We start from the raw sequence: 26,032 nt of genomic DNA on the forward strand, positions 1-26,032 counted from the left end.
CATTTGCCTATGCTGTGTTGGGGCTGTAATACGGCCCCACGCATGACTTGGTTCCGCAAACCCGAAGGCGCCGACCCCACCCTCGCGATGACGCCGGGTGGGCCGTTCGCCGACGTTCCGTCGTCATCGCCGCGGCCGCCGACGGCGCCGCTTCCCGAATCGCGGCGGCGCAAGTGGCTGCGGCGCATCGCGCGCGGCTTTGCGGTTCTGTGCGTGATTTTCATCCTGCTCGTCGGCTGGCTTGCGCTCACCGCGCCGCTGTCGAAGTCGCTCGAACCGATCGCGCCACCGCAGATTACCTTGCTCGCGTCCGACGGTACGCCGATCGCGCGATCGGGGGCGATCGTCGACCGGCCGGTCAAGGCGCGCGAGCTGCCTGGCCATGTCACCGGCGCGTTCCTCGCGATAGAGGACCGGCGCTTCTATTCGCACTGGGGCATCGACCCGCGCAGCATCGCGCGCGCGGTGTGGAGCAACCTGACCGGCGGGCCGACGCAGGGCGGCAGCACGATCACGCAGCAGCTCGCCAAATTCACCTTCCTGACGCCGAAACGCACCCTTGGCCGCAAGGCGCGCGAGGCGCTGATCGCCTTCTGGCTGGAGGCGTGGTTGACGAAGGACGAGATTCTCGAACGCTATCTGTCGAACGCCTATTTCGGCGACAACACCTATGGGCTGCGCGCCGCCTCGCTCCATTATTTCTATCGCCAGCCCGAAAATCTGACCCCGGCGCAGGCGGCGATGCTCGCGGGGCTGGTGCAGGCGCCGTCGCGTCTCGCTCCCACGCGCAACCCCGAGCTTGCCGAAAAGCGCATGAAGCTGGTGCTGAACGCGATGGTCGCGACGGGCCGGATGACCGAGCGCGAGGCGCGCGCGATCCGCACGCCGCGCATCGACGTGCGGACGCGGGGAACGCTGCCCACCGGCACCTATTTCGCCGACTGGGCCTTGCCCGAGGCACGCAAGCTCAGCGACGTCGGCTATTCGCGCCAGACGATTGCGACGACGCTCGACGCGCGATTGCAAGGGATCGCACGGCGCGTCACCGGCCGCGCGGGGCTGGGCAAGGCGCAGGTCGCGCTCGTCGCGATGCGCCCGAACGGCGAGGTGGTGGCGATGATCGGCGGCAAGGATTATGCCGCCTCGCCCTTCAACCGCGCGACGCAGGCGCGGCGCCAGCCCGGATCGACTTTCAAACTGTTCGTCTATCTCGCCGCGCTCCGCGCGGGGTGGGAACCGGGTGACATGATCGACAACAGGGCGATCGAAACGGGCGCCTATCGTCCCAAAAACGCCGGCGACGCCTATTCGCGCGAGATCAGTTTGGAGGACGCCTTTGCGTCGTCGAGCAATGTCGCCGCGGTGCGCCTGTTCGGCAAGGTCGGCAGCGGCAAGGTCATCGATATGGCGCGCGATATGGGCGTCACCGCGCCGCTTGCGGACGGCGACCCCAGCCTCGCGCTCGGCACATCCAGCATGACCTTGCTCGAACTCACCGCCGCTTATGCTGCGGTTGCGGCGAACAGCTACCCGGTCGAACCGCATGCGTTCAAGGAACAGGAAAAGGGCTGGCTCGAAAATCTGGTCTGGGGGCCGTCGCGTTTCGGATCGCGCGTGCACAAGGATATGGAGAGGATGCTGCGCGCGGCGGTCAACCGTGGCACCGGCCGCGCGGCGCGGCTGCCGCAGCCCAATTTCGGCAAGACGGGGACGAGCCAGGACAATCGCGACGCGCTGTTCGTCGGCTATGCCAATGGCCTCGTCGTCGGCATCTGGATCGGCAACGACGACAACAGCCCGCTGCGCGGCATTTCGGGCGGCGGCCTGCCTGCGCGCATGTGGCGCGATTTCATGTCGCAGGCGTCGGGTCAGAAAGCGGCGCCGCGGCCGCGCCCGGTCGACCCGACCGGACCGGTCGAGCCGCAGGACAGCCCGGCCATCCCCGATGTCGGCAATGTCTCCATCGGCGACCGTACGCGCATCGGTATCGAGGAAGGCACCGCGGTGATTTCGACCGAGGTGGGTGGCAGCCGGATCGACCTTCGCGTGCCGATCGATCAGCGCCCGCCGGAGCCGGTCGCGCCCGATCCGGGGGCGCCATCCAGGAATTGATCCCAGCATTTCCGTCATCCCGGCGTAGGCCGGGATCTCGCCGGAGCTTCAACATGGCAGGTAGAGATCCCGGCCTACGCCGGGATCACGATCTGGAAGATGTCGATCAGGCCTGAACGCCAGTGTCGCCCATCAGATCGAACGCCGCTTCGCCCATCGTCTGTCCGTTGACGATCAGCTCGACACGGTGCCGCCCCGGATGATGGCGGCGCGTTGTGAAGTCGCGGATCGTCTGCGAAATCGACAGATGAGCGCTATCGCCGCCAGCGAGAGTAAAGCTCTTGAGCTTGAACACCTTGGGCGCGCTCTTGCCGCCGGGGCGGGCATAGTGGACGCGATAATCGACCACGAGCGGCTGGTCGTCGGCGGTTTCCGACGCCAGTTCGGCCGCGATGACGACCCGCTGACCAAGCCGAACGGCGGCCGGTTCGACCGCAAAGCGACGCACCGCTACCGCCGCCCCGTGCCCGACGCCGATCAGTGCGAGCGCGGTGGGGTTGCCCTGTTTGATCAGCGTGCGCAGCGCGTGGCGGACGATCCACGCGGTGCGTTCGTCGTCCTGCGGCCAATGCGCCAGGCGCTCTACCAGCCAGCCCGGCCGGTCCTTTGCTATATCGTTGAGATGATTGGCGACCGATTTGCGAACATAGATCGCGGGGTCGGCCTTCAGCGCCTCGAGGATCGGCGCCGAGCGTGTCGGATCGGCCTTCAGCGCGGGAACGCGCGCCGCCCATGGCAGGCGCGGCCGCGCGCCTTCGCTGGCGAGGCGGCGCACATGCTCGTCGTCACTCGCGGTCCAGCCAAGCATCATCGCGAGCGCGCGCTCGGTGTCGGCGGCAAGGAAAGGCCGGATCGCGAACTCGGCCGAACCGAAGCGCGTCAGGTCGGCGAGCGCCGCCATCGGCCGATCGAAACGCGGCGCCGCGGCGGCGCCCGCATCGGCGATCGTCGCGATCGCGTCCGGCCCGAGCAGATTTTTGAGCAGCAGCGTTTCGCCGCTCACCGTGCGGGGCCTCCTGCGCGCTCGACCAGCCCGCCGCCCAGCGCGACATAGAGCGTCACCAGATTGTCGACCTGCGCGCGGCGCAGTTCGATCAGCGTCTGTTCCGCGGCGAACAGATTGCGTTCGGCGTCGAGCACTTCGAGATAGGTCGACACGCCCTCGCGGTACCGCTTGCGCGCCAGGTCGGCGATCTGCCGCGTCGCGAGCGTGCCGCGCTCCTGCGCCTTGACCTGTTCGGCCAGATACCGCCGTCCGGCGAGCGCATCGGCCACCTCGCGGAATGCGCCCTGCACGGTTCGTTCATAGGTTGCGACCGCCATGTCCTCGCGCGCTTCGGCAACGGTCAGATTGCCCCTGTTGCGGCCGAAGTCGAAGATCGGCAGGCGGATCGACGGCCCGAAGCTCCACGTCATGCCATCGTCGCTGAACAGATCGTCGAGCGCGCCCGACGCAAAGCCGAAGCTGCCGGTAAGCGAAATCGACGGAAAAAAGGCGGCGCGCGCTGCGCCGACATTGGCGCGCGCGGCGCGCAGCCTTTCCTCGGCGGCGACGATGTCGGGCCGTGCGACGAGCAGGTCCGATGGCAGCCCGGCCGTCAGCGCGGGCGCACCCGCCTGCGCGACGAGCGGCAGCGGCGCGGGCAAGGGATCGCTCACCGGCCCGCCGGTCAGCACGGCGAGGAAATTGTCGGCCTGCGCCTTGCCGAGTTTCAGGCTTGCGAGCTGGGTTTCGGCCTGCGTCAGCAGCGTCTCCGACTGGCGATAGTCGAGCGCCGATGTCACGCCGGCGTCAAGGCGGCGCTTGGCGATGCGCAGCCCTTCCTTGCGGCTCGTCACCGTTGCTTCGGCAAGCTGGATCTGTTCCTCGGCGCCGCGCGACGCGAAATATGTCGATGCGACGTCGCGCACGAGCGCCAGCCGAAAGGCACGTTCGGCCGCCGCGGTGGCAAGATATTGGCTGCGCGCCGCTTCGAACAGGTTTTTGACCCTTCCCCAGAAATCGAGCTCGAACGATGTCACGCCGACGCCGACCGAATAGCGATTGTTGGTGTCGGTCCCCACGCCCGTCAGCGACGGGCCGCGCGTTCGCGTCGCCTCGGCACTCGCGCCGACGGTCGGCAGGCGGTCGGCCGCCTGGATGCGATAGAGGCCGCGCGCTTCCTCGATTTGCGCGACCGCGACGGCAAGGTCGCGATTGCGTTCGATGGCCTGCGCGATCAACGCCTCGAGCCGGGGATCGGCGAAAAAATCGTGCCACGCAATATCGGTCGCGCGCTGACCGAGCGCTACGTCGCCCGCGAACTCGGCGGGGTAGTCCGCGGCGGTCGCCAGCGGCGGCCGTTCGTGGTTAGGCGCCATGTTGACGCATCCGGCGAGCGTCGTCGTCGCGGCGAGCAGCAGGATTGCCTTACGCATGGCCGGGTTCCTCATGATGGCCTTTCTCGGCGGGGGCGGGGGGACGCTTGCGGCTGAGCCACTTGCGCACCGACAGGTAAAAGAGCGGGATGAAAAAGATGCCGAGCAGGGTCGCGGCGATCATCCCGCCCATCACGCCCGACCCGACCGCGATGCGGCTTGCGGCGCCCGCGCCGCTCGCGATGACGAGCGGCACCATGCCCAGAATGAAGGCCAGGCTTGTCATGATGATCGGGCGCAGGCGCAGCTTCACCGCCTCCATCACTGCGTCAAGCGTCGATTTGCCTTCGGCCTCTTGCTCGATCGCGAACTCGACGATCAGGATCGCATTCTTGGCCGCAAGTCCGATGATCGTGATCAGGCCGACGTTGAAATAAATGTCGGCCGACAATCCGCGGGCCATCGAGAAAAGGACGGCGCCGAGCACGCCCAATGGCACGACCAGGAGGACGGAAACGGGCACCGACCAGCTTTCGTAAAGCGCCGCGAGCAACAGGAAGACAACGACAAGCGACAGGCCGAGCAACATGCCGATCTGTCCCGCCGATTGCTTTTCCTCATAAGAAATGCCGGTCCATTCATAGGAGAAGCCGGGCGGCAACTGCTCGGCCAGGCGCTCCATCTCCGCCATGGCTTCGCCGGTCGATTGGCCCGGCGCGGGCTCGCCCGAAATCGTCATCGCGGGATAGCCGTTATAGCGTTGCAGCTGCGGCGGTTCGGCCGACCATTCGGCCTTGCTGAACGATCCGAAGGGGACCATGTCGCCCGTCGCGCTGCGGACGCGCAGGTCGAGCACATCCTGCGGCGTCATGCGGCTGGCGGCATCGGCTTGCAGCAGCACGCGCAGCACGCGGCCCTCGCGCGTGAAGTCGTTGGCATAGGCGCTGCCGAAGCTGATCGCGAGCGTCGCGTTGACATCGCCGATCGACAGGCCCAGCGCGCGCGCCTGAATGCGGTCGATGTCGAGTTTCAGCACCGGCGCGTCTTCCTGCCCCTCGGGCCGGACATTGGCCAGCAGCTTGCTTTGCATCGCGCCGCCAAGCATCTGGTTGCGCGCGGCGACCAGCGCCTCGCGCCCGTTCGCGCCGCGATCCTGAAGTTTGAAGGTGAAGCCGCTCGACGTGCCCAGTTCGGGAATCGATGGCGGGCTCAGCGAAAAGACGAACGCTTCCTTGATGCCCATGAAACTTGCCATCGCCTTGCCCGCGATGGCGTCGGCGCTGTCCTCGTCGCCCTTGCGCTCGTCCCAGGGCTTGAGCGGCGTGAACATGATCGCGTTCGACTGGCCCTGCCCGAAAAAGCTGAAGCCGTTGACGAGCACGATATTTTCGACCTGCGGCTGTTCGGCGAAAAAGGCCTTCACCTGCTTCGTCGCTTCGGTGGTGCGCTGCGTCGTTGCGCCAGGCGGTGCCTGAACGACGGTGATCAGATAGCCCTGGTCTTCCTGCGGCAGAAAAGAACCGGGCAACCGCGAGAAGAGAAGCGCGGTCACGGCGACCATCGCAACGAACACGCCCAACCAGCGCAGCGGGGCAGAGAGCATCTTGCCCACGCGCCCCTGATAGCGGTCGGTCGTGCGTCCGAACCATTCGTTGAAGCGCGTGAAGAAGCGGTCGAAGAATACGCCCACGGGGCCCGTACGCTGCGTCTGGTCGTGCGGTTTCAGCATCGTCGCGCAGAGCGCGGGGGTGAGAGTGAGCGCCAGCAGCGCCGAGAAGGCGATCGAGATCGCCAGCGTCATCGAAAACTGGCGATAGATGCCGCCGGTCGATCCGGGGAAAAACGCCATCGGGATGAACACGGCGATCAGCACCAGCGTGATACCGATGATCGCGCTGGTGATCTGCCCCATCGCCTTCACCGTCGCTTCATATGGTGGCAGATGTTCCTCATTCATGATGCGCTCGACATTCTCGATCACGACGATGGCGTCGTCGACGAGGATGCCGATCGCCAGCACCATGCCGAACAAAGTCAGCACGTTGATCGAGAAACCGAACGCCCAGAGCCCCAGGCACGCACCCGCCAGCGCGATCGGCACGACGACAGTGGGAATGACCGTCGCGCGCCAGTTCTGCAGGAACAGGAACATGACGAGGAAGACGAGCACCATCGCCTCGACCAGCGTTTTCACGACCTCTTCGATCGAAAGTTCGACGAAGGGGGTCGTGTCATAAGGGATCGACCAGGTGATGTCGGGCGGGAATCCCTTTTCCAGCTCCGCCATCTGCGCCCGCACGCCCGCGGCGGTCGACAGCGCATTGGCGCCGGGGGTCAGCTGGACGGCAAGGCCGGCCATCGGTTTGCCGCTCAGTTCGGAGGAGAAAAGATAGCTCGCGGCACCCAGCTCGACGCGGCCGACATCGGCCAGCGTCACCGCCGACCCGTCGGGATTGGCGCGCAGGATGATGCTTTCAAACTGTTCGGGCTTGGTGAAGCGGCCCTGCGTCGTGATGACGGCGTTGAGTTCGGCGCCCTTGGCGATCGGCTGGTCGCCCAGCTGGCCGCCCGGCGTCTGGCTGTTCTGTTCCTGCACCGCGCGCAGCGCCTCGGCGGCGGAGAGACCGTAGGACGCGAGCTTTTGCGGATCGAGCCAGATGCGCATCGCATATTCGGGCGCAAAGGCCTGGACATTGCCGACGCCGTTCACGCGCCTCAGTTCGTCGAGCACGCGCGTATTCGCGAAGTTGTTGACCTCCATCGGATCGGTGTTGCCGCTTTTCGACGTGATCGCGACGATCAGGAGGAAGCCCGAATTGGCCTCGGTCACGGAAATGCCCTGGCGGCGCACATCTTCGGGCAGCCGCTGCTCGACCCGGCGCAGGCGGTTCTGAACCTCCATCTGCGCATTGTCGATGTCGGTCCCCGCCTCGAACGTCAGGTTGATCGACGCGGTACCGTTCGACTCGCTGGTCGAGGCCATGTAGAGGAAGCCCTCGACCCCGTTCAGTTCCTGTTCGATGACCTGCGTGACATTCTGTTCGAGTGTGCTTGCGTCGGCGCCCGGATAAGTGACGCCGATCGTCAGCGACGGCGGCGCGACCGACGGATATTGCTCCACGGGAAGCCCGCGCAGCGCAATGATCCCGGCAAGCAGAATACCGATGGCGATGACCCACGAGAAGATGGGCCGGTCGATGAAGAAGCGGGGGGTCATGCCGGATCAGCGCTTTGCGTCGGGAGTGGAGGCTGTGCCCTTGGGCTGGGCCACGCGCACCGGCTGGCCTGGCTGGACCTTTTGCAGCCCGTCGACGATTACACGGTCACCGGGCTTAAGCCCGTCGAGGACCGCCCACTGACCCGCAACCATCGTTCCGAGCTTCACCGGCCGCGGCGTCGCGACATTTTTGGCGTCGAGCACCATCACGCTGGCGGAATCGGCGGCGAGCTTGACCGCGCGTTGCGGGATCAGCATTCCGTCCGAACGGTTGCCGGCAAAGATGCGGGCCCGCACGAACTGGCCGGGGAGCAGCGCGGCGTTGGGATTGGGGAACTCGGCACGCAGCGCCGCCGTTCCCGTCGCCTCGTCGATTGACAGGTCGAGGAAGTCGAGGTGGCCGACCACGGGATAGGCCGTGCCGTCTTCCAGGATCAACTGGACTTCGACGCGTTCGAGCTGGGGCACGCTGACCTTGCCCGATCCCATTTCACGGCGGCTCGCCAGCAGGTCGGAACTCGACTGGCCGAAATTGACATAGACGCGATCGATCTGTTCGATCGTCGTGAGCAGCGTGCCCTGCGCCGCGCTGACCAGCGCGCCTTCCGTAACCTCGGCGCGGCGCGCGCGGCCCGAAATCGGCGCCGTCACCGACGCATAACCGAGATTGAGGCGCGCCGATTCCAGATTGGCCTGCGCCGCCTGCACATCCGCCTCGGCGGTGCGCTGCGCGGCAACGGCGGCGTCATATTCCTGTTTGCCGATCGCCTGGTCGGCGAGCAGCGGCTGATAGCGTGCAACGACCTGGCGCGCGTTCGCGGCGGTCGCCTGTGCGCGGGCCAGCTGCGCGCGCGCCGCGTTGGCGTTCGCGATCAGCTGACGCGGATCGATGCGAAACAGCGCGGTTCCCGCGCGCACAAAGCTGCCCTCATTGAACAGGCGGCGTTCGACGATGCCATCGACGCGTGCGCGCACCTCGGACGTCCGATACGCCTGCACGCGGCCGGGCAGCTCGATGACATTGGGGACCGGCTGCGACCGGACGGTGACAATATTGACCTCGGGCGGCGGCGGCGCGGGCGGCGCCTCCGGCGAACAGGCGGCCAGGAGGAGCGTCAGCGCTGCGCCGGCGGCGCAGGCAAGAGGAGAGATGCGACTCATACGGATCCTCGAAAAAATCGCAGTTGTGCAGGATGTTCTTATAGGCGAAAGCTTGCGCCAGCGCGGCGTGTAATCTAAATTACAGATAGGCGCAAGGGAACAGATAGGCGCAAGGGAAGAGGGACTGCAAATTGTACATTCCGGAAAAGACTTTATCTCAGATAGATACAGTATCCGCGCGCGAGCGGCGCCACGTCGCCATTCTCGACGCCGCCGAGACCCTGTTTCTTGAACAGGGCTATGATCGCACCAGCCTTGCCGACATCGTCCGCCGTTCGGGCGGTTCGCTGGCGACGCTTTATGACCTGTTCGGGAACAAGCAGGGCCTCCTGCGCGCGATTGCGACGCGATGGTCCGACGAAACCGCATTCCGCCCGCTTGAACCGGCGGCGACGGCGGCAACATCGCACGTCGGTATCCTCCGAAACTACGCCTATCAGCAAAGCGACGCGATGCAGTCGCCGCGCGCGATCGCGCTCATGCGGATGCTCGTGTCCGAAAGCGTCCGCGACCGCGATTTTGCCGTGCGTATCTATCGCGACCTTCATCTACCCGCGATCGACGAACTGGTCGAACTTTTCACCGGCTGGGCCGAGGCTGGCGAGGCGGCGATCGACCATCCAGAGGCTGCGGCCAAATTGTTCCTCAATATCGTGTTCGGCGATGCGATGCTCAATGCGCTGGCGGGTATCGAGGAGGAGTGGCCCGACCGCGCCGAAATCGATTGGCGGCTGCGGCCCTTTATTTCGCATTTCAAGATTGGCGATGCGTCATTGACATAGCTGTCAATAGCTGAAAGCATCGCGCTTCCTGTTTTGGGGGAGCGTCGCGCTTTGGCCAGTACCGCTTTGCCCTCGGCCGTTTCCGGCGGCCCGGTATCGACGCTGCGTCCCCGTGTGGTCGCTGCCTATGCCGCGACCGCCGGGCCGACGGCGATGCTCGCGCTGCCGTTCAGCGTCTATCTGCCGCCCTATATTGCCGAAGGCGGGGTGATCCCGGTCGCGCTTGTCGGGCTGCTCTTTTCGCTCACGACGATCTGGGACGGCGTGGTCGATCCGCTCATCGGCACGATGGTCGATCGGGTCCGTACCGGCCTTGGCGCGCATCGGCGTTGGATGCTGATCGCGCTGGCACCGCTCGCCCTGCTGCTGCTCGCGCTCGTGACGGTCGGCGATCGCCTGCCGTTCGCCGCGCTGTTCCTGACGATGGTGTTCTTTTACTCGAGCTTCAGCCTGTACGAGGTGGCGCAGCTTTCGTGGGGATCGGCGCTCGTGCGCACGCCCGCCGACAGTGCGATGCTGTACGGGATGCGCGACTGGTTCGCGAAGATCGCGCTGATCCTGGCGTTCGCCGCGCCCGCGGCGGCGCAGTTGCTGCTGCCGTCGATAAGCCTGCAAGGGCGGATCATTGCCTATGCCAGCCTGTTCCTGCTGATGGCGCCGATCGCGCTCTATGCGATCGGCCGTATTCCGCGCCGCCGCATCGTCGCCGAGCCGGGGCTCGGTTGGCGCCAGGAAATCCGCGCATCCTTCGCCTTTCCGGCGCTGATTCTGCTCTTCGGCGTCCAGTTTCTGAACAGCTTTGCCTTTGGGTCGCTCACCGCGCTGTTCATTTTCTTTGCCGATGCGGTGCTCGGGCTCGACGCCCAGAGCGCGGTGCTTTTGTTCGCAAGTTTCGTCGGCGGCGCGCTGGCGTCGCCTGTGTGGACCTTTCTTGCCCGCCGGTTTGGAAAGCCGCCGATGATGATCGTGATGGCGCTCCTCATCTCCACCCTCCTTGTGGCAACGCTCTGGCAGTCGCCGCGCGGACTTGCGCAGGCAGTGATCTTCTCGCTGATGCTGGGCACGGGGTTTGTGGGGCTGTTGTTCATCCATTCGATGCTTGCCGACCTCATTCCGCGCGATGCCGAACGCTGCGGCCGGTCGCGCGCGGCCTTTCTGTTCGCGCTCCTCAATCTGATGCAGAAATTCGGCGTCGCGGCGGCGATCGCAGTCAGTTATCTCATGCTCGATCTGGTCGGCTTCGAGCCGGGGCAGGGCGAAGCCGCGGCGCGCGAACTGCATCTTCTCTTTGCGCTTCAGCCGACCGCCAGCTGGGCGGCCATGATCCTGCTGCTGCTCTTGATCCAGCGCATTTTTGCACGCGACCCCGCGCTTGCAATCGCCGCGCCGCCCAAGTAAAGGCCGCTTTCATTCGGACAGATGCGCCGTTTTCCTTCCGCCTTTCGCCGACATGCTCGGGGAGGGTGGGCGGACTATTGCCCGCAGCGCGCTTGACGCGCCGGGAGCGGCAACCCATCTGACCGGCTAGTTTGACGCTTACGAGGACGGAACGGGCATGGCGAAGGTCAAAATCGGCGAGTTCGTCAATCAGGTAAAGACCGAAGCCGGCAAGATCGTGTGGCCCACCGGCCGCGAAACCGTGCAGACGACGATCCTGGTGCTGATCATGGCGACGATCCTGTCGCTCTTCTTCCTGGGCGTCGATACGGTTTTCAACGCGATCGTCAGCTGGCTGACCTCGCTCGCGCGCTGACGCCCGCGATCAACGACACAGGACAGGGACAATTATGGCGCGCTGGTACATCATTCACGCCTATTCGGGTTTCGAAAACAAGGTTCGCGATTCGGTGCTTGCCGAGGCCGAACGCATGGGTCTCACCGACTTCGTCGAGGCGGTCGAGGTGCCCGTCGAAACCGTCACCGAGGTGAAGCGCGGCAAGAAGGTGCAGGCCGAACGCAAATTCTTCCCCGGTTATGTTCTCGCCAAGCTGACGATGACCGACGATGTCTATCACCTCGTCAAGAATACGCCGAAGGTCACGGGCTTCTTGGGTTCGTCGGGCAAGCCGCAGGCGATCAGCGAGGCCGAAGCCGCGCGCATCCTCAACAGCAAGGAAGAGGCCGCGGCGCGCCCCAAGACCGAAATCCGCGTCGATTACGAAATCGGCGACCAGGTCAAGGTGCTCGAAGGTCCGTTCGCCAGCTTCAACGGCGTGGTCGAGGAACTCGACTTCGACAAGGCGCGTGTCAAGGTCAGCGTTTCGATCTTTGGCCGCGCCACGCCCGTCGAGCTCGATTTTGAGCAGGTCGAACGCATGAAGTGACGACCCCCACAGGTCGTCATCCCCGCGAAAGCGGGGATCTCGCAAGGCATTGCGGCATGATAGCGGGAGATTCCGGCTTTCGCCGGAATGACGAAAGGGGCCCGGAACCGTGACATCCCTCTCTCCCGCAGAGTTTCAGGCACGCATCGACCGCGCGCGCGAAATCAACGCCGGCGTCGATGCGGCCAAGGTTGTCGGCGCGGTCGCGCGGCTTTTCGATCTCGATCCGGTGCCGGGGCTGGAGGATGAGTTCACCTATCCCGCGCTTCCGACCACCGAGCGCGACCGCATTTTCGGCGGGCAGGTGATTGCGCAGGCGATGATGGCCGCCGCGCGCACGGTGGAAGAGGGCAAGCGCGTCCATTCGCTCCACGCCTATTTCCTGCGCGGCGGCGACGAGACCAAGCCGCTCCATTTCCGCATCCACCGCGACTTCGACGGGCGCAGCTTTTCGAACCGCCGCGTCGTCGTGCGTCAGGACGGCAAGGTCATCTTCAACCTGACCGCTTCCTTCCAGATCCCGGCCGAGGGATTGTCGCATCAAGTGCCGATGCCCGAGGGATTGCTGCCGCCGGACAAATGCTGGGACTTCACCGATTTCATCGCGGCCGATCCCGATATCTCTGACCGGCACCTCGCCCATATGGCGCGGCGGCGGCCGTTCGAGGTGCGCAGTTTTCGTCCGCCCGCGTCCGAACGGGCGACACAGCATTATCAATGGTTCCGCGTCGCTGCACCGATCGGCGACGATCCGCTGGTTCACACCGGCTTTCTCGCCTTCGCTTCCGACATGGGGCTCTTGTCGTCGGCGATGCTGCCGCATGGGGTCAATTTCTGGTCGCCGGGCATGGTCTCGACCAGCCTCGACCATGCCATGTGGTTTCACGGGCCGGTGCGCGTCGACGAATGGTTCGTCTTTGTCATGGACAGCCCATGGACCGGCGGCGATCGCGGCCTTTGTCGCGGGTCGATCTATCGCCAGGACGGCACGCTGATCGCGACCGCGGCGCAGGAAGGCCTCGTGCGCTACCGGCCGCCGGTGTGACCGAAGACCGATAGGTCGAGATCCCGGCCTTCGCCGGGATGACGAAGAAAGGCACCGTTCCTCACAATCGTCATCCCGGCGAAGGCCGGGATCTCGCCACTGCCATTCACGCCACCGCTTGCAATTTTTGCCGCTTACGGCTAACCGCGCCGCTTCGCATCAGACACGGATGCGATTCCGCGCGGGAGGAGGCGTGATAACCCTCTGCTTGACCGCTTATTTTGAGCCCCGGACCCCGGTTCGCGGCGACAGAAAGAAAGGAGGCCATCATGGCCAAGAAAATCAGCGGCTATATCAAGCTGCAGGTGCCCGCCGGCACCGCCAACCCCTCGCCGCCGCTCGGGCCGGCACTGGGTCAGCGCGGCGTCAACATCATGTAATTCTGCAAGGCGTTCAACGCCGCGACCGACGGGCTCGACAAGGGCACGCCGACGCCGACGATCATCACCGTCTATGCCGACAAGAGCTTCTCGTTCGTCACCAAGACGCCCCCGGCGACCTACCTCATCAAGAAGGCCGCGAACCTGAAGTCGGGCTCGAAGGAACCCGGCAAGATCAGCGGCGGCAAGATCGCGCGCTCGAAGCTGACCGAAATCGCCGAGATCAAGATGAAGGATCTCAACGCGAACGACCTGGAACAGGCGACGAAGATCATCGAAGGCAGCGCCCGCTCGATGGGCCTCGAAGTGACGGAGGGCTGAACCGATGGCAAAGCTGACCAAGAAGCAGAAGGCCCTTGAGGGCAAGGTTGACGCCCTGAAGCTCCATGGCGTCGACGAAGCGATCAAGCTGGTGCGCGAGCTGGCCTCGGCCAAGTTCGACGAAACGCTCGAAATCGCGATGAACCTCGGTGTCGATCCGCGCCACGCCGACCAGATGGTCCGCGGCGTCGTGACGCTGCCCGCCGGTACCGGCAAGGACGTCAAGGTCGCCGTGTTCGCGCGCGGCGACAATGCCGAAAAGGCGCTGGCCGCCGGTGCCGACAAGGTCGGTGCCGAAGACCTGATGGAAGACATGCTCGCGGGCAACCTCGACTATGGCCGCGTCATCGCGACGCCGGACATGATGGGCATCGTCGGCCGCCTGGGTAAGACGCTGGGTCCGAAGGGCCTGATGCCGAACCCCAAGCTCGGCACCGTCACCCCGAACGTCGCCGAAGCGGTCAAGGCAGCCAAGGGCGGCCAGATCGAATTTCGCGTCGAAAAGGTCGGCATCATCCACGCCGGCCTCGGCAAGCTGTCGTTCGGCGAGGAAAAGCTCCGCCAGAACTTCGACGCCTTCGTCGACGCGATCGTGAAGGCGAAGCCCGCCGGCGCCAAGGGCAAATATGTCCGCAAGGTTGCGCTGTCCTCGTCGATGGGTCCGGGCGTCAAGGTTGACACGGCTGAGCTTGCCGGCGCCTGATCGCAGCGAACAGGAATTTGGAAAGGGCCGGGGGAAACTCCGGCCCTTTCTTGTTGGGCCGTGATGGCTTGAGGTGGAATCCAGGCATAACCCCGCGAAATAATCGTGCGCGACCCACTGGCGCGTCGGGGCTCGACTGGTTACATGGGCCGCCACCAAATGATTCGCGCGTGCCGCCCCGAATGCGTGGGACAGGCGCCGCCCGCACCGGAAAGTGGCACCCATGGAAATCATCACCGGCCTGACCTTCGACGACGTGTTGCTGGTGCCGGGACCGTCGGACATTCTGCCGTCGGACGCCAATCTGTCGACCCAGCTGACCGGCGAGATCAGCCTCAATATCCCCGTCCTGTCGTCGGCGATGGACACGGTGACAGAGGCCGACATGGCGATTTTGATGGCGCAGATCGGCGGCATCGGTGTCCTCCACCGCAATCTGACTGTCGAGGAACAGGCCGCGGCGGTGCGGCAGGTGAAGCGCTTTGAAAGCGGGATGATCGTCAACCCCATCACCATCACCCCCGACGCGCCGCTTTCCTATGCCACTGCGCTGATGGACCAGCACCGGATTTCGGGCATCCCCGTCGTCGAAACCGGCGGCAAGCTTGTCGGCATCCTCACCCATCGCGACGTGCGCTTTGCCGACAATCCCGGCCAGCCGGTGCGCGAGTTGATGACCGCCGAAAATCTCGCGACGGTGCGCGCGGGCGTCGGGCAGGACGAGGCGCGCAAACTGCTGCACCAGCGCCGCATCGAGAAACTGCTCGTCGTCGACGACGACTATCATTGCATCGGCCTGATCACCGTCAAGGATATGGAAAAGGCGGTCAATTTCCCCGAAGCGACGAAGGACGGCAACGGCCGGCTGCGCGTTGCCGCGGCGACCAACACCGGCGATTCGGGCGTCGAGCGCGCCGAGGCGCTGCTCGAGGCCGAATGCGACCTCATCGTCGTCGATACGGCGCACGGTCACAGCAAGGGTGTCGGCGCGACAGTCGAGCGGATCAAGAAGCTGTCCAATCGCGTACAGGTGCTCGCGGGCAATGTCGCGACGGGCGATGCGACCAAGGCGCTCATCGACGCGGGCGCGGACGGTGTGAAGGTCGGCATCGGTCCGGGGTCGATTTGCACGACGCGTATCGTCGCGGGTGTCGGCGTGCCGCAATTGACCGCAATTCTGGACAGTGTCGAGGCGGCGTCGAAACTCGGCGTGCCGGTAATCGCCGACGGCGGCCTCCGCACCTCGGGCGACGTCGCCAAGGCGCTCGCGGCGGGGGCGTCGAGCGTGATGGTCGGATCGATGCTCGCGGGCACTGCCGAGGCACCGGGCGAAACCTTTCTCTATCAGGGGCGCACCTATAAAAGTTATCGCGGTATGGGCAGCGTCGGCGCGATGGCGCGCGGCAGCGCCGACCGCTATTTCCAGCAGGACATCAAGGACCAGATGAAGCTGGTTCCCGAAGGCATCGAGGGACAGGTTCCGTTCAAGGGTCCCGCAAAGGACGTCATCCACCAGATGGTCGGCGGCGTGAAGGCGGCGATGGGCTATACCGGCAGCCGCACCCTCAAGGATTTCCGCGAGCGCGCAAAGTTCGTGCGCATCACCAATGCAGGGCTGCGCGAAAGCCATGTTCACGACGTCGCGATCACGCGCGAGGCGCCCAACTATCCCGCGGGTTGATTTCCTTGATAGGAAGCTGAAACCATGACGCCCGCCGCGCGCGTCCAGACCGCGATCGAAATTCTCGACGCCATCGCCGCCGCGGCGCGCGAGGGCGGGGCGCCCGCCGACGCCATCTTTGCCGAAGCAATGCGCGCGCGCCGCTACGCGGGATCGAAGGACCGCCGTGCGATCCGCGGCCATGTCTATGACGCGATCCGGCTCGTCCGCTCGGCGCCCGTGTCGGGGCGCGCCGCGATGCTGGCGCTCGCCGAGGTGCAGAGCGAACTCGCGCCGCTGTTCGACGGCTCAGCCTATGGTCCCGCGCCGATCGCCCCCGGCGAAGCGCGCGCCGAAACCGGGCTCGCCGCACCCGCGCTGCTCGACCTGTTCGATCCGCTCGTCGGCGAAAGCGAGCATGATGCGATGCTGGCGCGCGCGCCGCTCGACCTTCGCGCGAACCGCATCAACGCGGCGCGCGACGATCTGGCGGCGCTCTTTCCCGAAGGCGAAGCCATATCCGGCGCGCCGGACGGCTGGCGCCTGCCGGCCGAAACCGCCGCGGTCCAGCACCCCGCCTATGCCGAAGGGCGCTTCGAGGTGCAGGACGCCGCCAGCCAATATGCCTCTGCCGCGCTCGATGCCGCGCCGGGGCAGGCGATCGTCGATCTTTGCGCGGGCGGCGGCGGCAAGACGCTCGCCATCGCGTCGCTCACCGGCAACGCCGCCGATATTCTTGCCTGCGACACCAATCGCGCCCGGCTGCAACAGCTTGCGCCGCGCGCCGAGCGGGCCGGGGTCACGCGTATCGCAACGCGCTTGCTCAATCCGGGGCAGGAAGGCGCAATGCTCGCCGACTGGCAGGGCCGGGCGGATCGCGTCTTTGTCGACGCGCCCTGTTCGGGCAGCGGCACCTGGCGGCGCAGCCCCGAACTGCGCTGGCGCCTCACCCCCGCGCGGCTCGACCGCCATCTCGCCGATCAGGCGAAGCTTCTGGACATCGGCGCCGATCTGGTGGCGCCGGACGGCAAACTCCTTTATGCTGTCTGCTCGATCATCGCGCGCGAGGGGCGGGCACAGGTGGATGATTTTCTGAACCGGAATCCGGGCTGGACGGCCGACACGGGCTATCTGCCGGTGGGGCTGGGACGCACCGCGGGCGCAGGTTTTCTGCTCACCCCGGCGCATGATCGCTGCGACGGATTTTTTCTCGCACGGCTGACATCGCCATGTTAGCATCGCCTGCAATGAAGCGATGGGAGAATGCGATGCGCATCAGTTTTCTGGCCATTGGCGCCGGTCTTGTCCTGGCCAGCCTGCCGACCGCCTCCGATGCGCAGCGCGCCGATAACGACATTCTTCCCCGCTCGATCGCGCTTCAGCACGAAGGCCAGCAGGCACAGGAAAGCGGCGATCTGAATCTTGCGATCGACTATTATGAATCGGCGCTCGCCGCCGATCCGCGCAACCGTTCAGCGATCATTGCGCTGGCCCAGGTTGCGCGCGCGCAGGGGCTGCCGGGCAAGGCGATCGGCCTTTACCGCGAGGCGCTGATACTCGAACCCAATGACGTCGTTGCGTTGACCGGACAGGGAGAGGCGCTGGCCGACAAGGGTGCGCTTGAACTCGCCCGCGAAAAGCTCGCCGAGGCGCAGCGCCTGTGCAAGAACAGCTGCGCGCAGGTGGCCAGCCTGGAAAAGACTATCGACGCGAGCGCCTCGAAGCGCGTCGTTGCTGCCGAAGTGCTGGTACCGAAGCCGGTCGTCGCCACGGTGAAGCCCGCCAGCGGCCAGAATTAGACGCTCGCTCCCTGGAGAGGGGAGAAGGTCCGCTTGCGACCGGAATTAGCCGTCGCCCCCGCGAAGGCGGGGGCCGCTGTCGGTTTACGCAGCGACGCAGGAAAAGGCCGATTGCGGCCCCCGCCTTCGCGGGGGCGACGCTCTGAAGCAATGTTCGCTTCCCACCCCAAGGCCGACAGCCGCTGCAAAAGCGCTGTCCTATATTATCCGGCTGTCCGAGCCCTTGTTCCGGTTCTTTCAATTGGTGGATAAAATGATCGCCATCCCGCCCCCGGACGCGTGTAACAGCGGCGCGCACCCTATGCGCCGGGCGCCGCGAAGCGGAGGCTGCACAAGGCTGATCTTTCCTGACCTTTGGATCATTCGGCGCTTCCAACGCTGACCGGACCACGGACAAGCCCCTTAGTATCGAGGAGCGCAATGACCGCTCTCTATCCCTGCGCAGACTTCCGGTGACCGTGCAGGTATGGCGATAGCGTCAGCGGGTGAGCGCGCGGGCCAAGGCCACCCATTCGGTTACCGTCACCGTTTCGGCGCGGCGCGTCGGGTCGATTCCCAGCGCATCGGCGGCCGCGACCGCACCTTCGATACCTTTCAGGCTTTGCCGCAGCATCTTGCGCCGCTGCCCAAAGCCCTTTTCGGTGAGCCGCGACAGGATGCGCGGATCGACGCCTGCGGGCTGTTCGGCGGGGGTCAGATGGACGATCGCCGACATCACCTTGGGCGGCGGGGTAAAGGCGGAGCGATGCACCTTCATCGCGATCTTGGCGTTCGATCGCCATTGGGCCAGTACGGCGAGCCGGCCATAGGCGTTCGTGTTCACGGGCGCGACGATGCGCTCGGCAACCTCCAGCTGGAACATCAGCGTCAGCGACAACCAGCGCGGCGGCCACGCGGCGGGCTCCAGCCAGCGCGTGAACAGCGCGGTGCCGACATTATAGGGCAGGTTGGCGACGATATGATAAGGCGCACCGCCCGTGACCGCATCGACGTCGACCGCCATGGCATCGTCCGCAATCACCGTCAGCTGCCCCGGAAAGGCTTCGCTCAGCTCATCGAGCAGCGGCAGGCATCGCTCGTCGCGTTCGACCGCAATCACCTCTGCGCCCGCGCGGAGCAATGCGCGCGTCAGGCCGCCGGGACCGGGGCCAACCTCGAACACCGTCGTGCCGTTCAGATCGCCGGGCAGCGCTGCGACGCGATCGAGCAATTGTTCATCGAACAGGAAATTCTGCCCGAGCGCCTTGCTCGCCGACAGGCCGTGGACGCGCACCGTTTCGCGGAGCGGGGGCAGGGCGGTGCGCGGCTGAATGGTCACTTTGCCGGCGCGCAGCTGCGTTCACGCGCCGCCGCCATCTGAGCTGCCATCCGGATCGCGGCGATGGTCGGGCCGGGATCGGCCTGTCCGGTTCCGGCGATGTTGAATGCGGTGCCATGGTCGGGCGAGGTGCGGATGATCGGCAGCCCCAGGGTCAGGTTGACGCCGTCGTGAAAATGCAGCGCCTTGAACGGTGCCAGCGCCTGATCGTGATAGGCGCACAGCAGCGCGTCGTAGCGATCACGGATTCCTGGCGCAAAAAGTGCATCGGCGGCAACCGGCCCTTCGATCAGCACGCCTTCGCTCGCGAGCTGCGCCACGGCGGGCCGCATGATCCGATCCTCTTCGTCGCCAAGCTGGCCATTCTCTCCGGCGTGGGGATTCATGCCGGCGAGGGCAATTCGCGGCGTGTCGATTCCGAAATCGCGGCGCAGGCCGCGCGCGACGATCCGCGCCTTGGCGACGATCAGCTCGGTCGTCAGCCGTTCGGAGACGTCGGAAAGCGGGATATGGACGGTCAGCGGAACGACGCGCAGCGACGGCCCGGCCAGCATCATCACCGCATTGGTTGCAGTGACGCCGCAGCGTTCGGCGATAAACTCGGTCTGTCCGGGGTGGGTATAGCCGATGCCGTGGAGTGCGTGTTTGGACACCGACCCGGTTACGAGCGCCGCGCTCGCCTGGTTGCGCGTCAGCCCGATTCCGGTCTCGAGCGAATGGAGCGCACAGGTCGCGCCCGCCGCAGTCGGCGATCCGGGCGTCAGCGGGCCGCTATCCTCCAGATGCAGGACGGGAAGCGCCCCCGCAAAGATGCGGCCGACGTCTTTCAGATCGCCGACCCGCGCGACCGGTCCGTCCCAGACCGCATCGACCGCGGCGATGTCGCCGATCGCGACAAAGGGGGGCAGATCATGTTCGCGGCGCGCTGCCCAGGCGCGAGCGGTGACTTCAGGGCCGACGCCCGCCGGGTCGCCCATAGTGACCGCGATCGGGCGCCGATGCTCGTCGATGGACATCAGCTATATTCGATCACCGCGTCGCGGCGCAGGTCGCGCAAATAGCGCTGGGCGCGCTTGTTGACCTTTTCCTCCAGCAGCTTCTGTTCGATCTGCTCGAGATTCGGCGCGGTTGCCGTTTGCGGCATGTCGCGACCGCACAGCACAAGCACGCTGATGCCTTCATTCGCGGCGCCGAATGGCTGCGTCGTCTGGCCGATTTGCAGGTCGACGAGCGTGGCCTGCAACGGGGCAGGCAGCGCGCGCATCGCGATATTGTCGCGCGACACGACGGTCGCGCCGAGTTGCTGCGCCACCGTATCGGCCGCGCCGCAGCCGGCAATCGTGCGCGTCGCTTCGGCAAAGCGGCCCGCCAGTTCGGATGCCCGCGCCTGTGTCGTGCCGGGCGGGAAATCGAGCGAAATCTGCTTGAGGCTGAGCATCGCATCGCGCGGATCGGCGGTCAGCACCTGTCGGCGGTCGATCATCAACATGATCGAAATACCGCCCGGCACCTCGATCGGTCCGACCAGTTGCCCCGGCTGCATCTGCATCGCGGCTTCGCCCATCGACGCCGGAAGCTGTGCCGCCTTCACCCAGCCAAGGTCGCCGCCGACAACCGCCGTCGACGCTTCGGAAAATTGCCGGGCATAGGCGGCAAAACTGCCGCCGGCCTGCAACGCCTGTATGATCTTGCGGGCGTTTTCGGTGACGGCAGCAATATTGTCGGGGGTCGCCGACAAATAGATTTCGCCGAGGTGAAATTCGTCCTGGCCCTTGGCCGCTTCCATCTGCTTGACGATCAGATCGACCTCGTCGGTCGAAACATTGGTCGTCGACTGGATGTTGCGCGACAGCAGCCGGTCCCATGCAAATTCGCCGCGGATCTGCTGTTTGACCGCGGCTGCCGACGATCCCTTCGACGCCAGATAGGCGGCGAACTGATCGGGCGTCTGCTTGAACCGGGTGGCAAGGCGCGCGAACTGGTCGTTGACGATATTTTCGTCGATCGTGATGTCGGCCGCGCGCGCTTCCTGTATCTGCAACTTCTCGTCGATCAGGTTGCTGAAAACCTGGTTGCGCAGGCGCTGCACCTCTTCGGGCGGCAGCTCGATGTCATTATTCGCAATGCGGATCAGCGCCATGCGCTGTTCGATGTCGGTTGCGGTGATAATCTCGCCGTTCACCGTTGCCGAAGGGCGATACACATTGGGCTTGTTATCGCCGAAAAGCTGGACATTGCCCGGAATGTTGAGGCTGGTCGCAGGCACTTCGCTGTCGGCAACGGTCTGCGCAAGCACGGGGGTAATGCCGGCGGCAGCCAAGGCAATCAGGCCGGTCATGGTCGAAAATCTGGTCATCTTTACCCTATTCGAGAAAGTCCGGACGCTCCGTATCAGCCGATACGCCCGATGGTCCAGCGCAATCCGCTATCCGGAGCCATTTGTCGTCCGCAGATAGCTCGGCGTCGCTGAACCTAGGCTGAGCGGCGCGCGCGGTCAGATCGTGTCGATCGAGGCGGCGATCGCCCCCCATATCTGCGCCAGCTCCTCTGCACCCGTGCAATAGGGCGGCATCACATAGATGCTGTTGCCGAGCGGGCGCAGAAGGATGCCGCGATCGCGATAAAAGGCGGTGAGCCGGGGGGTGAGACCCGAAAGATAGCCCGAATCGGGCGCCGTCACGTCGAGCGCGGCGATGGTGCCGAGGCGACGGGGGTTGGCGACGCGTGGGTGGGCGGCGAGCATGGCGAGATGTGCGTCCTGGATCTCGGCGAGCGTGTCGATCCGCGCCTGTACTGGTTCGTCGCGCCAGATGGCGAGATTGGCGTTGGCGGCGGCGCAGGCAATCGGGTTCGCGGTATAGCTGCTCGAATGGTAAAAGAGCCGCGCGCGGTCGTCGGACAGATGCGCTTCGAAAATCGGTTCGATACACAGCGTCACGGCAAGCGGAATGGCGCCGCCGGTGAGCCCTTTCGACAGACAGACGATGTCGGGGATCACTCCCGCCTGGTCGCAGGCGAAACGCGTGCCGGTGCGGCCCCAGCCGGTCATCACCTCGTCGGCGATAAAGAGAACGCCGTATCGCGCGCAGATGCTTCGCATTTCGGCGAGCACCCATGCCGGGTAGACGAGCATACCGCCCGCGCCGAGGATCAGGGGTTCGACGATGAAGGCGGCGGGTTTACCGGCGCACGCGGCTTCGAGCGCATCGAGCGCGCGCTGCTCCTGCCCTTCGTATGGAAAGGGGATGGTGCCCACGTCGAAGAGCAGCGGCTGCCACGCGCGGTTGTAGACGCCGCGCTCGCCCACCGACATCGCGCCGATCGTGTCGCCATGATAGCTGTGATCGAGGACGAGGATGCGGCTGCGCGCCTCGCCGATATTATACCAATAGCCGAGCGCCATTTTGAGCGCGACTTCCACGCTGGTCGAGCCCGAGTCCGAGAAAAAGACGCGGGTGAGCGGGTCGGGGGTTATGCGGACGAGTTCGGCGGCGAGGCTTTCGGCGGGTTCGTGGGTCCAGCCCGCGAAGATCAGCTGGTCGAGCTTTTCGGACTGATCGCGGATCGCCGCCATGATGCGCGGGTGCGCGTGGCCGTGCGTCGTGACCCACCAGCTGGAGATGGCGTCGATCCAGCTGTTGCCGTGGGCGTCGTAGAGGCGCGCGCCTGAAGCGCGCTCGATGCGCGGGATCGGCTCGCCGAGGCCGTGCTGGGTGAAGGGATGCCAGACGGGGGAGGGGGTGGTAGTCATGCTGGGTGCCTTACCTCAATTCGTCATCCCGGCCTTCGCCGAGATGACGTGTTGCTGGAAATCCGCGACGTCGAAACTCTTCGCGAACGCCTTTGCCAGCGTTTCCGGCGTCAGCGGGTCGATAATCGGCAAGCGGCCAAGGCGGCGGACCCGGCCGAGGTCGCAGATGATCGCCTCGCTGTCCTCGACCGCGTCGCCGATGAAGGCCAGCCCATGGATCGGGACATTGCGCGCGCGCAGCGCCTCGATCGTCAGCAGGCTGTGGTTGATCGTGCCGAGCGCGGTGCGCGCGCAGATGATGACGGGCATCTGCCAGCGCGCAAACAGATCGGCGTAGAGGAGCGAGCGCGTGACCGGGACGAGCGCGCCGCCCGCGCCCTCAATGAGCAGGTCGCCCGGCGGCGGAACGAGCGCATCCGCGTCGATGGTGACGCCGTCGATCTCCGCCGCGATATGGGGCGAGGCGGGGGTGACGAGGCGATAGGCTTCAGGAAGGATTCCACCCCGCGGCGTAGCCGTGGGGAGGTGGACCGTCGCCGCTGGCGATGGTGGAGGCGCGGCAGCGTCGCGTTTATGCCCCTCCGTCAGTTCTTCGGACTGCCATCTCCCCACGCTTCGCGCAGGGAGGAGTTTGGCGACTGTTTCGCTATCGGTTTCGTCCTCCAGGCCCGACTGGATGGGTTTCCAATAGGGAATGGCGAGCGCGCCCGCGAGCGCGGCGGAGAAGATGGTTTTGCCGATGCCGGTATCGGTTCCGGTGACGATGAAGCGCCTGGTCATGCCTCCGCCATAGCGACCGCGAGCGCGTCGGTCATAGCGTCAATGTCGCTTTCGTCGATATTGAGCGTGATCGCGACGCGCAGCCGGGCGGTGCCGAGCGGGACGGTTGGCGGGCGGATGCCGCGAATATCGAAGCCCGCCGCCTGCAGCGCGGCAGCGACGCGCATGGTGCGGCCATTGTCGCCGAGGATCACCGGGATGATCTGCGACCCGCTGGCGGAAATGTCGAGCGCGGCAAAGCGCTTTTCGGCGTGGCGGACCAGCGCTTGCAGCCGCGCCGCGCGCTCCGGCTGATCGGCGATGAGTTCCAGCGCCTGACGCACCAGCCACGCCATCAGCGGCGATGGCGCGGTCGAGAATATGAAGGGGCGGCCGCGGTTGATCAGGAAATCGCGGACGATCGCGGGGCCGCAGACGAGCGCGCCTTCGCAACCCAGCGCCTTGCCGCAGGTGTGCAGCGTGATGACATTGTCGCGGCCCGCCAGATCATGCGCGAGCCCCTGTCCCGCGGGCCCATAAACCCCGGTCGCATGGGCTTCGTCGACGATCAATATGGCATCGTGGCGCTCGGCAACGGCGGCCAGGTCGGCGAGCGGGGCGCGGTCGCCATCCATCGAATAGAGACTTTCGACCGCGATCCACGGCGTCCCGGTGCCGCCCCCGCGGCGCCAGCGCGCGATGACATCGTCAAAGCTTTGCACATCATTGTGGCGCGCATCGAGCCGCCCCGCGCGGCCGAGCTTCATCCCGTCGTGCGCGCTGGCGTGGATCAGCGCGTCATGAACGACCAGATCGCCGCGCTGGGGCAGGGTGGCGAAGATCGCGGCGTTGGCGGCGAAGCCGGTGGGGAAGAAGAGCGCCGCCGCGCTGCCATAATGGCGCGCGGCGTGCGCTTCGAGCGCTTCATGCTCGGCATGATTGCCGCGCAGCAGGCGCGAGCCGCCCGACCCCGCGGGAATGCCGCGCGCCGCCCCCTGCGCCATCGCTTCGGCCAGCGCGCAGGATCCCGCGAGTGCGAGATAATCGTTCGAGGCGAAGTCGGCGCCGCTGCGCGGTGCGAGCACGCGGCGTCGTTCGTCGGCAGCGAGCGCGGCGAGATCGGCGCGGTGGGGGGCGAAGGGGGCGTTCGGCATTACGTCCTCTAACCAGGTCATCCCCGGCGAAGGCCGGGATCTCAACGTCGCGTGAAACGCAATCGCGAGATCCCGGCCTTCGCCGGGATGACGGCCTGTTGGAGAGCCTGCCCGGCGAAGGCCGGGGTCAGTTCTTTGCCTTGTCGACCAGCTTGTTCTTCGCGATCCACGGCATCATCGCGCGCAGCTTTTCGCCCGTCTGTTCGATCGGGTGCGCGGCGGCGGCCTTGCGGCTGGCTTTCAGCTCGGGCTGGCCGGCCTGGTTGTCGAGGACGAAATCCTTGACGAAGCGGCCCGACTGGATGTCCGCGAGGACGCGTTTCATTTCGGCCTTGGTCTCGTCGGTGATGATGCGCGGACCCGTTTTGATGTCGCCGTATTCGGCGGTGTTCGAGATCGAATAGCGCATGTTCGCGATGCCGCCTTCATAGAGGAGGTCGACGATCAGCTTGGTTTCGTGGAGGCATTCGAAATAGGCCATTTCGGGGGCATAGCCCGCCTCGACGAGCGTTTCGAAACCCGCCTGGATCAAGTGGGTGATACCGCCGCAGAGCACCGCCTGTTCGCCGAAGAGGTCGGTTTCGCACTCTTCCTTGAAGGTGGTTTCGATGATCCCGCTGCGCCCGCCGCCGACGGCCGAGGCGTAGCTGAGCGCGAGCGCCTTGGCATAGCCGTTGCCCGATGCGGCCGACCCTTGCGCTTCCTGCGCGACCGCGATCAGGCAGGGAACGCCACCGCCCTTCTGATATTCGCTGCGCACCGTGTGGCCCGGGCCTTTGGGCGCGACCATGAAGACGTCGATGTCGGGGCGGGCTTCGATAAGGCCGAAATGGATGTTGAGGCCGTGGGCGAAGGCGAGCGCCGCGCCGGGCTTCATATTGGGGCCGATGTCGTCGGCATAGATTTTCGCCTGATGCTCGTCGGGCGCGGCGATCATGATGACGTCGGCCCACTCGGCGGCTTCCTTGTTCGACATGACCTTGAAGCCGGCATCCTCGGCCTTCTTCGCGGTCGGCGAACCGGGGCGAAGCGCGATCGCGACCTCTTTCACGCCGCTGTCGCGCATATTCTGCGCATGCGCGTGGCCCTGGCTGCCATAGCCGACGACGGCGACCTTCTTGCCCTTGATCAGATCCTGGTCGGCGTCGCGATCGTAATAAACCTGCATTGGATTAAACTCCTTCGTGC

Annotated in this window: 21 protein-coding genes and 1 pseudogene; 11 read left to right on the forward strand and 11 right to left on the reverse strand. The window is 65.7% G+C overall.

The genetic code is table 11. The features are described 5' to 3' along the window. The first annotated feature begins 42 nt into the window (after positions 1 to 42). Positions 43 to 2,112: a transglycosylase domain-containing protein gene (locus RIA72_RS05775; protein ID WP_350031370.1), complete on the forward strand. Its 2,070-nt coding sequence runs from the start codon at positions 43 to 45 to the stop codon at positions 2,110 to 2,112. Between the two features lie 106 nt (positions 2,113 to 2,218). Here RIA72_RS05775 and RIA72_RS05780 read toward each other — a convergent pair whose 3' ends face one another. From RIA72_RS05780 to RIA72_RS05795, 4 genes are read right to left on the reverse strand one after another with little or no spacing between them, the layout of a single operon-like run. Next, positions 2,219 to 3,115: a DNA alkylation repair protein gene (locus tag RIA72_RS05780; protein ID WP_350031371.1), complete on the reverse strand. Its 897-nt coding sequence runs from the start codon at positions 3,113 to 3,115 to the stop codon at positions 2,219 to 2,221. Continuing rightward, complete coding sequence (locus RIA72_RS05785) at positions 3,112 to 4,530, reverse strand: efflux transporter outer membrane subunit (RefSeq protein ID WP_350031372.1); 1,419 nt, start codon at positions 4,528 to 4,530, stop codon at positions 3,112 to 3,114. The genes RIA72_RS05780 and RIA72_RS05785 overlap by 4 nt, the downstream gene beginning before the upstream one ends. Further along, the gene (locus tag RIA72_RS05790) at positions 4,523 to 7,687 is read right to left on the reverse strand and encodes a multidrug efflux RND transporter permease subunit (RefSeq protein ID WP_350031373.1); all 3,165 of its coding nucleotides are present in this window, start codon (positions 7,685 to 7,687) and stop codon (positions 4,523 to 4,525) included. The genes RIA72_RS05785 and RIA72_RS05790 overlap by 8 nt, the downstream gene beginning before the upstream one ends. A 6-nt stretch (positions 7,688 to 7,693) precedes the next feature. Next, complete coding sequence (locus RIA72_RS05795) at positions 7,694 to 8,848, reverse strand: efflux RND transporter periplasmic adaptor subunit (RefSeq protein WP_350031374.1); 1,155 nt, start codon at positions 8,846 to 8,848, stop codon at positions 7,694 to 7,696. Between the two features lie 131 nt (positions 8,849 to 8,979). Between RIA72_RS05795 and RIA72_RS05800 the strand changes: the two genes are divergently transcribed. The 10 genes and pseudogenes from RIA72_RS05800 (at position 8,980) to RIA72_RS05845 (ending at position 17,862) form a co-directional block, all read left to right on the forward strand. Next, a complete protein-coding gene (locus RIA72_RS05800) occupies positions 8,980 to 9,630 on the forward strand; it encodes a TetR/AcrR family transcriptional regulator (RefSeq protein ID WP_350031375.1) in 651 nt (216 codons plus the stop codon). Positions 9,631 to 9,681: 51 nt separating this feature from the next. After that, the gene (locus RIA72_RS05805) at positions 9,682 to 11,028 is read left to right on the forward strand and encodes an MFS transporter (RefSeq protein ID WP_350031376.1); all 1,347 of its coding nucleotides are present in this window, start codon (positions 9,682 to 9,684) and stop codon (positions 11,026 to 11,028) included. Positions 11,029 to 11,185: 157 nt separating this feature from the next. Then, positions 11,186 to 11,383 (forward strand): preprotein translocase subunit SecE, encoded by a 198-nt coding sequence (gene secE / locus RIA72_RS05810; protein ID WP_350031377.1) that lies wholly within the window; start codon positions 11,186 to 11,188, stop codon positions 11,381 to 11,383. Between the two features lie 34 nt (positions 11,384 to 11,417). Next, positions 11,418 to 11,954, forward strand: coding sequence for a transcription termination/antitermination protein NusG (gene nusG / locus RIA72_RS05815; RefSeq protein WP_011541737.1), 537 nt, complete (start codon positions 11,418 to 11,420; stop codon positions 11,952 to 11,954). A 109-nt stretch (positions 11,955 to 12,063) separates the two neighbouring features. After that, positions 12,064 to 12,999 (forward strand): acyl-CoA thioesterase, encoded by a 936-nt coding sequence (locus RIA72_RS05820; protein ID WP_350031378.1) that lies wholly within the window; start codon positions 12,064 to 12,066, stop codon positions 12,997 to 12,999. A 269-nt stretch (positions 13,000 to 13,268) separates the two neighbouring features. Next, positions 13,269 to 13,700: pseudogene (gene rplK / locus RIA72_RS05825) on the forward strand (50S ribosomal protein L11). A 4-nt stretch (positions 13,701 to 13,704) separates the two neighbouring features. Continuing rightward, complete coding sequence (gene rplA / locus RIA72_RS05830) at positions 13,705 to 14,403, forward strand: 50S ribosomal protein L1 (protein ID WP_350031379.1); 699 nt, start codon at positions 13,705 to 13,707, stop codon at positions 14,401 to 14,403. A 223-nt stretch (positions 14,404 to 14,626) separates the two neighbouring features. Then, positions 14,627 to 16,084 carry an IMP dehydrogenase gene (gene guaB / locus RIA72_RS05835; RefSeq protein ID WP_350031380.1) on the forward strand — a complete coding sequence of 486 codons (1,458 nt, stop codon included), beginning with the start codon at positions 14,627 to 14,629 and terminating at the stop codon, positions 16,082 to 16,084. Between the two features lie 24 nt (positions 16,085 to 16,108). Beyond that, on the forward strand, positions 16,109 to 17,299 hold the full coding sequence (locus RIA72_RS05840; RefSeq protein WP_350031381.1) for an RsmB/NOP family class I SAM-dependent RNA methyltransferase: 1,191 nt from the start codon (positions 16,109 to 16,111) through the stop codon (positions 17,297 to 17,299). Positions 17,300 to 17,331: 32 nt separating this feature from the next. Continuing rightward, positions 17,332 to 17,862 (forward strand): tetratricopeptide repeat protein, encoded by a 531-nt coding sequence (locus tag RIA72_RS05845; protein ID WP_350031382.1) that lies wholly within the window; start codon positions 17,332 to 17,334, stop codon positions 17,860 to 17,862. A gap of 478 nt (positions 17,863 to 18,340) precedes the next feature. Here the strand turns inward: RIA72_RS05845 and rsmA are convergent, their stop codons facing one another. From rsmA to ilvC, 7 genes are all read right to left on the reverse strand, one after another. Beyond that, the gene (rsmA, locus tag RIA72_RS05850; RefSeq protein ID WP_350031383.1) at positions 18,341 to 19,180 is read right to left on the reverse strand and encodes a 16S rRNA (adenine(1518)-N(6)/adenine(1519)-N(6))-dimethyltransferase RsmA; all 840 of its coding nucleotides are present in this window, start codon (positions 19,178 to 19,180) and stop codon (positions 18,341 to 18,343) included. Next, positions 19,177 to 20,196, reverse strand: coding sequence for a 4-hydroxythreonine-4-phosphate dehydrogenase PdxA (gene pdxA, locus RIA72_RS05855; RefSeq protein ID WP_350031384.1), 1,020 nt, complete (start codon positions 20,194 to 20,196; stop codon positions 19,177 to 19,179). Before pdxA ends, rsmA begins: the two co-directional genes overlap by 4 nt. Continuing rightward, entirely contained in the window at positions 20,196 to 21,536 is a 1,341-nt protein-coding gene (locus RIA72_RS05860; protein WP_350031385.1) for a peptidylprolyl isomerase, read from the reverse strand. Before RIA72_RS05860 ends, pdxA begins: the two co-directional genes overlap by 1 nt. Positions 21,537 to 21,674: 138 nt before the next feature. After that, positions 21,675 to 22,931, reverse strand: coding sequence for an adenosylmethionine--8-amino-7-oxononanoate transaminase (locus RIA72_RS05865; protein ID WP_350031386.1), 1,257 nt, complete (start codon positions 22,929 to 22,931; stop codon positions 21,675 to 21,677). A gap of 15 nt (positions 22,932 to 22,946) precedes the next feature. Next, positions 22,947 to 23,711, reverse strand: a complete 765-nt coding sequence (gene bioD / locus RIA72_RS05870) for an ATP-dependent dethiobiotin synthetase BioD (protein ID WP_350031387.1) — start codon at positions 23,709 to 23,711, stop codon at positions 22,947 to 22,949. Next, the gene (locus tag RIA72_RS05875) at positions 23,708 to 24,844 is read right to left on the reverse strand and encodes an 8-amino-7-oxononanoate synthase (protein WP_350031388.1); all 1,137 of its coding nucleotides are present in this window, start codon (positions 24,842 to 24,844) and stop codon (positions 23,708 to 23,710) included. Before RIA72_RS05875 ends, bioD begins: the two co-directional genes overlap by 4 nt. A 127-nt stretch (positions 24,845 to 24,971) precedes the next feature. Further along, entirely contained in the window at positions 24,972 to 26,012 is a 1,041-nt protein-coding gene (gene ilvC / locus RIA72_RS05880) for a ketol-acid reductoisomerase (RefSeq protein ID WP_350031389.1), read from the reverse strand. Positions 26,013 to 26,032: the final 20 nt, after the last annotated feature.

It is taken from the genome of Sphingopyxis sp., assembly GCF_040216815.1.
Lineage (GTDB): Bacteria > Pseudomonadota > Alphaproteobacteria > Sphingomonadales > Sphingomonadaceae > Sphingopyxis.

Coding starts and splice junctions, on each gene's coding strand:
- RIA72_RS05775 (WP_350031370.1), top strand. CDS start 43: ATGACTTGGTTCCGCAAACCCGAAGGCGCCGACCCCACCCTCGCGATG.
- RIA72_RS05785 (WP_350031372.1), bottom strand. CDS start 4,530: ATGCGTAAGGCAATCCTGCTGCTCGCCGCGACGACGACGCTCGCCGGA.
- RIA72_RS05790 (WP_350031373.1), bottom strand. CDS start 7,687: ATGACCCCCCGCTTCTTCATCGACCGGCCCATCTTCTCGTGGGTCATC.
- RIA72_RS05795 (WP_350031374.1), bottom strand. CDS start 8,848: ATGAGTCGCATCTCTCCTCTTGCCTGCGCCGCCGGCGCAGCGCTGACG.
- secE (WP_350031377.1), top strand. CDS start 11,186: ATGGCGAAGGTCAAAATCGGCGAGTTCGTCAATCAGGTAAAGACCGAA.
- nusG (WP_011541737.1), top strand. CDS start 11,418: ATGGCGCGCTGGTACATCATTCACGCCTATTCGGGTTTCGAAAACAAG.
- rplA (WP_350031379.1), top strand. CDS start 13,705: ATGGCAAAGCTGACCAAGAAGCAGAAGGCCCTTGAGGGCAAGGTTGAC.
- guaB (WP_350031380.1), top strand. CDS start 14,627: ATGGAAATCATCACCGGCCTGACCTTCGACGACGTGTTGCTGGTGCCG.
- RIA72_RS05840 (WP_350031381.1), top strand. CDS start 16,109: ATGACGCCCGCCGCGCGCGTCCAGACCGCGATCGAAATTCTCGACGCC.
- RIA72_RS05845 (WP_350031382.1), top strand. CDS start 17,332: ATGCGCATCAGTTTTCTGGCCATTGGCGCCGGTCTTGTCCTGGCCAGC.
- pdxA (WP_350031384.1), bottom strand. CDS start 20,196: ATGTCCATCGACGAGCATCGGCGCCCGATCGCGGTCACTATGGGCGAC.
- RIA72_RS05860 (WP_350031385.1), bottom strand. CDS start 21,536: ATGACCAGATTTTCGACCATGACCGGCCTGATTGCCTTGGCTGCCGCC.
- RIA72_RS05865 (WP_350031386.1), bottom strand. CDS start 22,931: ATGACTACCACCCCCTCCCCCGTCTGGCATCCCTTCACCCAGCACGGC.
- bioD (WP_350031387.1), bottom strand. CDS start 23,711: ATGACCAGGCGCTTCATCGTCACCGGAACCGATACCGGCATCGGCAAA.
- RIA72_RS05875 (WP_350031388.1), bottom strand. CDS start 24,844: ATGCCGAACGCCCCCTTCGCCCCCCACCGCGCCGATCTCGCCGCGCTC.
- ilvC (WP_350031389.1), bottom strand. CDS start 26,012: ATGCAGGTTTATTACGATCGCGACGCCGACCAGGATCTGATCAAGGGC.